The sequence below is a fragment of the Polynucleobacter sp. genome (genome assembly GCF_044342855.1).
Lineage (GTDB): Bacteria > Pseudomonadota > Gammaproteobacteria > Burkholderiales > Burkholderiaceae > Polynucleobacter.
Genome location: NZ_JBIIPA010000007.1, coordinates 60,315 through 69,765, shown reverse-complemented (window position 1 = coordinate 69,765; position 9,451 = coordinate 60,315). Strand labels below are relative to the sequence as shown.

7 protein-coding genes are annotated in these 9,451 nt (G+C 47.2%); 3 read left to right on the top strand and 4 right to left on the bottom strand.

What is annotated here, in order from left to right; genetic code table 11:
- Window positions 1–686: amino acid ABC transporter permease (locus ACIQZ3_RS04065; RefSeq protein ID WP_397390579.1), on the top strand; the 686-nt coding region annotated here is incomplete at its 5' end.
- 75 nt (window positions 687–761) lie between these two features.
- Here ACIQZ3_RS04065 and ACIQZ3_RS04060 read toward each other — a convergent pair.
- Window positions 762–2,282: a CoA-acylating methylmalonate-semialdehyde dehydrogenase gene (locus ACIQZ3_RS04060; RefSeq protein WP_397390578.1), complete on the bottom strand. Its 1,521-nt coding sequence runs from the start codon at window positions 2,280–2,282 to the stop codon at window positions 762–764.
- Window positions 2,283–2,430: 148 nt separating this feature from the next.
- Between ACIQZ3_RS04060 and ACIQZ3_RS04055 the strand changes: the two genes are divergently transcribed.
- Window positions 2,431–3,552, top strand: coding sequence for an NADH:flavin oxidoreductase/NADH oxidase (locus ACIQZ3_RS04055; protein ID WP_397390576.1), 1,122 nt, complete (start codon window positions 2,431–2,433; stop codon window positions 3,550–3,552).
- 53 nt (window positions 3,553–3,605) lie between these two features.
- Window positions 3,606–4,265, top strand: coding sequence for a SprT-like domain-containing protein (locus tag ACIQZ3_RS04050; protein ID WP_397390574.1), 660 nt, complete (start codon window positions 3,606–3,608; stop codon window positions 4,263–4,265).
- 7 nt (window positions 4,266–4,272) lie between these two features.
- Here ACIQZ3_RS04050 and dnaQ read toward each other — a convergent pair whose 3' ends face one another.
- Genes dnaQ through ACIQZ3_RS04035 form a run of 3 tightly spaced genes read right to left on the bottom strand, consistent with a single transcriptional unit; the run spans window position 4,273 to window position 9,409 of the window.
- Complete coding sequence (dnaQ, locus tag ACIQZ3_RS04045) at window positions 4,273–4,983, bottom strand: DNA polymerase III subunit epsilon (RefSeq protein ID WP_397390572.1); 711 nt, start codon at window positions 4,981–4,983, stop codon at window positions 4,273–4,275.
- On the bottom strand, window positions 4,983–8,081 hold the full coding sequence (locus ACIQZ3_RS04040) for an efflux RND transporter permease subunit (protein ID WP_397390571.1): 3,099 nt from the start codon (window positions 8,079–8,081) through the stop codon (window positions 4,983–4,985). Before ACIQZ3_RS04040 ends, dnaQ begins: the two co-directional genes overlap by 1 nt.
- Window positions 8,078–9,409: an efflux RND transporter periplasmic adaptor subunit gene (locus ACIQZ3_RS04035; RefSeq protein WP_397390569.1), complete on the bottom strand. Its 1,332-nt coding sequence runs from the start codon at window positions 9,407–9,409 to the stop codon at window positions 8,078–8,080. Before ACIQZ3_RS04035 ends, ACIQZ3_RS04040 begins: the two co-directional genes overlap by 4 nt.
- Window positions 9,410–9,451 lie beyond the last annotated feature (42 nt).

Here is a 9,451-nt window from a genome sequence, read left to right as displayed (position 1 = left end):
GCCTCCGAGGAAAAGCTCTAATGGGGGGGTGGTCATCTTTTATTCGTGATCTTACGGAACAGATGCCCTTGATTTTTGCTGGGCTTGTGAAGACTCTGCAATTAGCAGGCTTGATTAGCGTATCTGGATTGCTGCTAGGAATTGTGGTGTTCTATCTCACGCTGAGTAAAAACAAATATGTCAGCAGCGCAATTGATGGCTACATCTCCTTCTTTATTGGAATGCCCTTAATCGTTTTATTGTTTTTAATGTATTACGGTTTGCCACAGTGGGGCGTTCGGCTCTCACCATTTACGGTTGCCTTTATTGGCTTTACATTTAACGTGGCAGCCTATAACGCAGCGTATTTAAAGACTGCCTATAATGGGTTGGATAAGATTCAGTTGGAAGCAGCTAGTGCTCAAGGTTTCAGCCCGCTCCAGATTTTTAAGTTGATCACCTTACCGCAAGTGATTCGTCCTTCTATTCCGGCGCTTACGAATCAAGTCATTGCCAATCTCAAAGACAGTTCAGTTGCTTTCTTAATTCAGTACACCGAATTCTTTGCTCGAGTGCAAGAGTTGGCTGCAACCAATTTCCAATTCTTTAAGGCCTATCTATTAGCTGCTTTAGTCTACTTAGCGCTGGTATCCGTCATCGTGCTATTTGCCCGGGCTATTGAGAGGCGTTACTTTATTCCTGCTTGAGTATTGCAAGTTAAAGCACGAAAAAATAGCGACCCGTAGGCCGCTATTTTTATTTGCAAGGCTTAGTACTGTGAATTACTTCGAAGTAGGCATCACAAACTCTGCGCCTTTAGCAATACTCTCAGGCCAACGCTGCATCACACTCTTTTGCTTGGTATAGAAGCGAACACCTTCTTTGCCGTAGGCGTGCATATCGCCAAAGAGGGATTTCTTCCAGCCGCCAAAACCATGCCAAGCCATTGGCACTGGAATAGGCACGTTGATGCCGACCATTCCAACCTGTACGCGGCGAGCAAATTCGCGAGCGATATTACCGTCGCTAGTAAAGCAGGCTACACCGTTACCAAACTCACAGGAGTTCACTAGATTCAATGCCTCAGTAAAGTTCGCCACGCGCAAGCAAGATAAGACTGGTCCGAAGATTTCTTCAAGGTAAATCTTCATGTCAGGAGTAACGCCATCAAAGAGGGTGCCGCCGATAAAGAAGCCATCTTCATGTCCTGGAACTTTTAATCCGCGGCCATCTACCAATAACTTAGCGCCTGAAGCAACGCCGCTCTCAATGTAGTCAGTAATGCGATCTAAAGAGGCCTTTGTAACAATTGGACCCATTTCTGCATCGAGTTCCATACCATTCTTCACTACGAGCGTCTTGGTGCGCTCAATCAGTTTTGGCATAATTTTTTCTGCAACGTCACCAACCAATACTGCAACAGAGATCGCCATGCAACGCTCACCAGCAGATCCGTAGGCAGCACCAATCAAGGCATCAATCGTTTTATCGATATCTGCATCAGGCATAACCACCATGTGGTTCTTGGCGCCACCTAAAGCTTGGGAGCGCTTACCAAAGTGCGCGCAACGCTCATAGATATAGTTTGCAATTGGAGTGGAGCCCACAAAGCTCACCGCTTTGACATCTGGGTTCTCAATCAAGGCATCAACAGCTTCTTTGTCACCCTGAACAACGTTAAATACGCCATCAGGTAAACCCGCTTCTTTTAAAAGCTTAGCCATGAACAGGGATGCTGATGGATCAGTTGGGCTTGGCTTGAGGATGAAAGTGTTGCCACAAGCAATAGCCACCGGGAACATCCACATTGGAACCATTACTGGGAAGTTGAATGGCGTAATACCAGCCACAACACCTAAAGGCTGGCGCATGACCCAGTTATCAATGTCGGTAGATACTTGCTCGGTGTAATCACCTTTGAGAAGTTCAGGGATGCCAGTGGCAAATTCCACGATATCGATACCACGGCTAACTTCGCCTTGGGCATCGGTAAATACCTTGCCATGCTCCGCAGTAATCATGGCAGCCAGTTCATCGCGATTGGCGTTTAGTAGCTCAAGGTACTTAAACATGATGCGCGCTCGGCGTAGTGGGGGGGTCAGACTCCAAGTCTGAAAAGCGGTTTGCGCTACAGCAACGGCATCATCAACCCCTTTACGGGTGGCTAAGGCAACCCGTCTTGCAACCGCTCCAGTAGATGGATTAAATACATCGGCGAAACGGCCGTCTTTTGGGTTGACGACTTTGCCGCCAACAAAGTGGCCAATATCTGCTTTTGATTCAAAGGCTTGTGGTGCACTCATAGTATTTAGCTTAATAATTTTTACTAGTTTTAGGTTCAATAAACTGGTATTGCGACGGAATCGCACAAGTGTATGGTCTCGTTTATCCTACTCATCCTATTTTATCGCTTTCATCACTTTTACGCATTTCAGGATCCAAGGGCCCGCCATGAGTCTTCTATTCTCCAGCTACACACTTAGCTCTCCTAAGGGTGATTTAACGCTCCCTAATCGCATCGTAGTGGCCCCAATGTGCCAGTACTCAGCTGTCAATGGCGAGACTCAGGACTGGCATTTAATGCACTGGGCCAACCTCCTTAATAGCGGAGCGGGCCTATTCATTATTGAGGCTACTGGAGTGACGCCAGAGGGCCGCATTACCCCTGCTTGCTTGGGACTATGGGATGACCGTACTGAAGCCGCCCTCAAAGACAAGCTCAGCAGAGCGCGTAAGCTGGCGCCGGAAACCCCCGTTTTCATCCAATTGGCACATGCCGGTCGGAAGGCCTCCAGCGCGACCCCTTGGGATGGCGGTCAATTGCTATCTACAGAGCAGGGTGGCTGGGAGACGGTTGCTCCTTCAGCTATTCCACAGCTCAAAGATGAGCGATTGCCGCATGAACTCTCCAAAGCCGAGTTGCTAGAGCTGATTGACGCTTTTGTTGTTGCAGCGCAGCGTTCTAAGCGGGTCGGTGTCGATGGTATTGAGTTGCACGGGGCGCATGGTTATCTTCTGCATCAGTTCTTATCGCCGATCGCCAATCAACGTACCGATGAATACGGTGGCTCATATGAAAATCGCATCCGCTTCCCCTTGGAATTATTTGCAGCAGTGCGCAAGGCATATCAAGGTGTATTGGGTATTCGGATCTCTGCAAGCGATTGGATTGAGGGTGGCTGGACGCCAGAAGAGACTGCTGACTTTGCATCTCGCCTAAAACCGCTCGGATGTAATTTCGTTCACATCTCATCAGGTGGCATTTCACCATTGCAGAAGATTGCAATAGGGCCAAACTATCAGGTGCCATTTGCCAAGATCGTAAAAGACAAGTCAGGTTTACCCACGATGACAGTTGGCTTGATTACCGAGCCTCAGCAAGCAGAAGATATCTTGCAAAAAGGGGATGCAGATCTGATTGCTCTAGCCCGTGCGTTTTTATATAAGCCAAGATGGGCTTGGGAAGCGGCTGCAGCTTTAGGTGCTACCGTCCCCTCAAATGAGCGTTACTGGCGCTGCTTACCGCGCGAGGCTCAGGCCATATTTGGTGATGTCAAAGTAGGGCAGCGATAATAGGGTCTCACCCAGTACCATGTCTTTGAACTAAAAACACAAATGAGTCATTCATGAAGCGACACTCCGTACGAGAATCCTGGCTGGAAGACGCCGTTAGACATTTAGAGCCCGTGTTCTCAAAAGCGGGCTATGCCATTCCGCCAGTGAGAGTATCTTGCGGCTTCCCAGCCTCTAGCAGCCCGAGAACAACGCTAGGGCAGTGCTGGCCTCGCGAGCGTTCTGGCGGGGGTGTTAATGAGATTTTCATTTCTCCCAAGTTAGATGATCCCGTGCAGCTATTGGATACCTTGGTGCATGAGTTATGCCACGCGGTAGATGATTGCTTTAGCGGTCATGGCGAAGACTTTAAAGGTATTGCTCAGACTGTTGGCCTAGAGGGTCCCGCCAGAATGGCACATGCTACTGAAGAGTTGATGGTGCGTCTGATGATGATTAGTCAAGAGCTTGGCCCATATCCACATCAAGCAATTGTTTTTCCGCCTCCAAGACCAAGCAATGCGATTCGCAATAAAGCCAAATGCGGTCAGTGTGGATATGAAGTAACGCTATTAAAGAAGTGGGCTACTTATGGAGCTCCGATTTGTCCGAAAGACAATATTCGGATGCAAGAGGCGGTTATCGAAACGATTGAAAATACGACAGAGCACGATACAGAATCTGTTACCGGCTCAAAACCAAAGGCAGATGAAATCCGCCGCGCCATTAGCTAGTTAGGGCTTAACTGGTAACAGCAGCAGGACTCCAAACGGGGTCCTTTTTACTTGCCTTGGCAATTTCACCCAAAATCTTTTCATGGAGCTCACAATCCTCTGGGCCAGCTGTCATGAGTTTGAGCTTCGTAGGTAGAGCTTTCACTTGGCCGGATGCATCTGTGCCAACGGCGTAATCAATCATATCAATCAAGAGATCTTCTTGACCACGTGTCATCGCTACATAGACTTCAGCCAATAGCTGGGCATCAAGTAAAGCGCCGTGCAAAGTACGGTGTTGATTGCTAATAGCAAATCGTTCGCAGAGGGCGTCTAGTGAGTTGCGCTTACCTGGAAACATTTGACGAGCATCTAAAAGGGTATCAGTCACCTTAGATGCAAGGCCTCTAAAAGCAGGGCGCTTAAGCAAAGCAAATTCGTTGTCCAAGAATCCCAAGTCAAACGCCGCGTTATGAATGATTACTTCAGCACCATCAACAAACTCAATCAGCTCTTCGACAATATTGGCAAATACGGGTTTGTCGGATAAGAATTCACGAGAGAGCCCGTGAACGGCAAAGGCGCCTGCATCGATATCACGCTCTGGATTAATGTAGTAATGGAAAGTGCGATCGGTTAATCTACGACCCACCATCTCAACGCAACCGATTTCAATAATGCGATCGCCTGTGGCAGGGTTAAGACCAGTGGTTTCAGTATCGAGAATAACTTGACGCATTAGGTGCCTTCCAATACAGATGGGGGGATTTCCATGGGGCCATTACCTGCGTATTTATCTAAATACAGATAGATCACAGGAGTAATGATGAGGGTTACAAACTGCGAGAAGATCAATCCGCCCGCCACGCTAATACCCAGCGGCTGGCGAAGTTCTGCGCCAGCACCCAAGCCTAGCGCAATCGGTAGGGCGCCCATAAGGGCGGCAATAGTTGTCATCATGATTGGCCTAAATCGCAGGATACAAGCTTGACGAATAGCCTTCTCTGGCGACATGCCTTGATTGCGCTGTGCATCCAAGGCAAAGTCAATCATCAAGATGGCATTCTTCTTCACAATACCAATGAGTAGCAAAATACCAATCGAAGCAACAATGGTTAACTCAAATCCAAAGATGCGCAATGACAAGATGGCGCCAATCGCAGCAGAGGGTAGGCCGGCCAAAATAGTGAGTGGATGAATATAGCTCTCATAAAGCACCCCGAGCAATATGTAAATCACGCCCAAGGCGGCCAGGATTAAGATAACTTGACCCGACTGATTGTCTTTAAATACTGCAGCATCGCCACCATAACTCGTGATGATTGAAGGCGGTAAGCCTATTTCTTTTTCATACCCATCAATCGCCTTAGTTGCATCGCCAAGGAACACATCCGGCGCAAGGTTAAAGGAAATAGTAACCGCTGGAATTTGACCTTGATGATTTACGGCTGTTGGTCCAACAGTGCGCACAAATTTAGCCAGACTGGAGAGGGGGATTAACTTATCCGTTGTGCGACCTCTGACATAGACCTTATTTAAATCAGTTTCAAACTGACGGTCACTCTCAGCAGTTTCAAGAATGACGTAATAGGTATTCACTGGTGTGTAGATGGTAGATACTTGACGTTCGCCAAACGAGTTATATAGCGCGCCACGAATATCGGCGATCGTTACACCCGCACTTGCGGCTTGCTCACGATTGATCTCAATCTTGACGTTAAGACCTTTCATTTTGGAGTCGGTTGTTACATCCCTAAAGATAGGATTGGCACGAATCTTATCGGTCATCTTATCGGCCCATTCATTCGCGCCTTCAAAGCCTACACTTTGAAGCGTAAATTGGTAGCGACTTTTACTACTGCGCCCACCAAGCTGTAAGTTTTGAACTGGGCGCATGTACACCTGTAGGCCTGGAATCTCTTTAAACTTATTGCGCAATCCTTCGATGACCTTGCTCATCTTCTCGCGATCGCCCTTAGGCTTCAGGATGATAAAAAAGCGTCCTGTATTACGACCCGAGCTTTGACCGCTACCAAGAATAGAAATGGAGTTTGCAACATTGGGGTCATTGTTGACAATTTCAGCGGCGCGATCTTGAAGTGCCAACATGGTTTTAAATGAGGTATCTTCAGATGCTTCGGTGGTGGCAGTGATTTGCCCAATATCTTCTTCTGGAAAGAATCCCTTAGGACTATTTGCAAATAAGTAAATGGTGATGAAGAAACTTGCGATCGCTCCCCACAATACTTTTTTGCGATTAGCCAATGCTAGATCCAGGTAGTGCACATAAGTCTTCAGTGACCAGTCAAAAATCCGATCAAATTTTTTCGTGACGGCATATTCTTTTGCATGATCACCAGGCTTGGGTAGAAAACGACTACACAGCATCGGCACAATGGTCAGTGAGACTAGGGCTGAAACTAAAATGGATAAAGAGACAACCACTGCGAATTCTCTAAAGAGTAGGCCAATAGGGCCTGCCATAAAGAAGAGTGGAATAAATACTGCGACCAAAGAAATGGAGATCGAGATGATGGTAAAGCCCACCTCTTTACTGCCTTTTAAGGAAGCCTTTAGAGGATCCATGCCTTGCTCAACATAACGCATGATATTTTCTAGCACCACAATTGCATCATCAACAACCAACCCAACTGCAAGAGTGATGCCCAGTAAGGAGATATTGTCTAGGCTATACCCCAAGACGTAAAGCAAATAGAAAGCCCCAATGAGAGAGATGGGCAAGCTGATAGAGGGAATCAGGGTGGCTGATACGCGCTTCAGGAATAAGAAGATTACCAAGACTACCAACAAGACGGTCAGTGCTAGCGTGAGATTGACATCATGAATCGCCTCAATAATGGAGAGCGAGCGATCGTTGATTAAGGTCAAACTAATCGATGCCGGCATTTGCTCTTTAAAAGTGGGCAGTAATTTTTTTACTGCTGCGACTACATCTACTGTGTTGGCATTAGGTTGGCGCAAGACACCCACTGCAATAGAGCGCTCACCGCCCGAGGTGGCAAAAGTCTTGACGTCTTCAAAGCTTTCTTCTACATCAGCAACATCGCGTAGATAAACTGGGAGACCATTGCGTTGGGCAATGACGAGGTCTGCAAACTCAGATGCCTTAACAAGCTGCGGGTTGGCGTAGATGGTAATTAACTGTCGCGGACCATCCAAGGTGCCTACTGGGCTATTCGTGTTTGCCTTATTAATTGCAGTGGCAAGCTCTTCCATGGTGATATTGCGATTACCCAATGCATCTGGACGCACGCTGACGCGAACAGCGTAACGTTTTGCACCGTAAACGATTACTTGAGATACGCCACTAATCGTTGAGATATTCGGCGCGAGTAGATTTTCTGCGTAATCATTAATTTCAGACAGGCTCATCGACGGTGAACTCATCCGAACGACAAGAACTGCTGTATCAGCAGGATTGATTTTGCGATAAGACGGGGGAACCGTCATTTCAATAGGCAGTCTGCGCTGCGCACGCAGCAATGCTGCCTGCACATCTACTGCGGCCTTATCAATATCTCGTTCGTTTGTAAATTCCAGGGTGATGCTAGTTGAACCGAGGGTATTGGTTGAGCTAATAACCTTAATGCCATCAATCGTTGAGAATTCTTTTTCAAGTGGTAGCGCCACTGAGGACGCCATATTTTCTGGGGCCGCTCCCGGAAGACTTGCGCTAACAGAAATAATGGGCGTGTTAAAGCTTGGTAAAGCTGCAACAGGAATATTGAAATAGGCAACGGCGCCTGCAATCACCGTTGAAATAGACAGCAACACCGTCATTACGGGGCGTCTAATACATAATTCAGAGAGCGTCATTTTTTCTCGGCAGTAGAGGGGGCGGGTGGGGCTACACGAGTTTCAGTCGGTTTAGAGCTTGGCTTAGGAGTCTCCTTTTTAGACTCGTGTACCTTGCCACCAGGACGAAGGTTTTGTTTGCCTTCAACTACCACTCGGTCACCCGCCTGAATACCGGTGATCACTGTGCTTCCTTGGTATTCATAAACCACCTTAATTGGTTTTGGTGAAACCTTATCGTCTTTATCCACTATGTAAACAACTTTACCCTTAGGGCTGATCACAATCGCTTCGGAGGGAACTGCAATAGCATCCTTGAGGGTGTTGGCATTTAATGAGACGCGGGCAAATTGACCGGGCAATAAAGTCATCTTCTCATTCGGTATTTGAGCGCGCACACGCACTGCTGCAATGCTGGGGTCTACCTGGTTATCAATGACGAGCACTTCACCTTCATAAATAGATTTGGCGTCATTTCCAACGCTCACCTTTACTTTGAGTGGGATATCGGCCCGCTTGTCTTCCATCAGCAGGGGAATGTCTTTCTCAGGCACCACAAATTGAACGTTGATCGGATTTAGTTGAGTGATGGTCACCATGGATCCAACACTAGAGGTTGCAGTTGAACTAGTCGCAGTAGTTACAACGTTGCTAGCCTGTACTAGCGACCCTGGAAATACGTTGATGATGCCCGCGCGTCCTGCAATTGGGGAACGGATAGAGTCATAAGAGAGTTGAACCTCGGCAGAGCGTGCCGCCGCCTGCGCTGACTTTGCATTAGCAAGGGAAGTTTCTAAGCCCGCTTTGGAGATAAAGTTTTTAGCGACCAATTCCTTAGCGCGTAGATATTGCTTTTGAGAATCATCTGCTAAGGCTTTTAATTTCTCGTAGTTGGCGCGGTCGTTGCGGTCATCAAGAGTAAATAGGAGTTCACCTTCTTTAACCTCTTGCCCATCCTTAATGTGGATGGCCTTGACTATATTGGTAGTCATAGGACGAATATCCACGATGCTGCTAGAAATGATCGTGCCAGTCGCTTCAATAATTAAAGGAATATCTTTCTCCTCTACAACAATACTTGTAATGGTTTGTGGGCCGCCTGTTTTACCCGTAGCAGGAAAGAAATAATCAATTGCTTTAGATCCGGCGCACACAACTACCAGCACCATCAAAATGCGCCACTTGTATTTAAGGGTGAATTCTTTAGCTGTCGCGTAGTCTATTTTTTTGACTTTATCGATGTAGGGAGAGAGCTTTTGCCAAAGCTTGCATAGGCGAGCCTTTACCGAATTTTTCAGGGCGGGTAATTTGGCAACGGCTTTATCTAAGGCTGATTCAATTTTTGACACGGTCTCAGTGTTTTTCTTGGTTCTATATGGGTTTAGCGGGGA

What these genes read in the sequence shown, in the direction of transcription:
- ACIQZ3_RS04060 (WP_397390578.1), bottom strand. Translation starts at nt 2,282, where the DNA reads ATGAGTGCACCACAAGCCTTTGAATCAAAAGCAGATATTGGCCACTTT.
- ACIQZ3_RS04055 (WP_397390576.1), top strand. Translation starts at nt 2,431, where the DNA reads ATGAGTCTTCTATTCTCCAGCTACACACTTAGCTCTCCTAAGGGTGAT.
- ACIQZ3_RS04050 (WP_397390574.1), top strand. Translation starts at nt 3,606, where the DNA reads ATGAAGCGACACTCCGTACGAGAATCCTGGCTGGAAGACGCCGTTAGA.
- dnaQ (WP_397390572.1), bottom strand. Translation starts at nt 4,983, where the DNA reads ATGCGTCAAGTTATTCTCGATACTGAAACCACTGGTCTTAACCCTGCC.
- ACIQZ3_RS04040 (WP_397390571.1), bottom strand. Translation starts at nt 8,081, where the DNA reads ATGACGCTCTCTGAATTATGTATTAGACGCCCCGTAATGACGGTGTTG.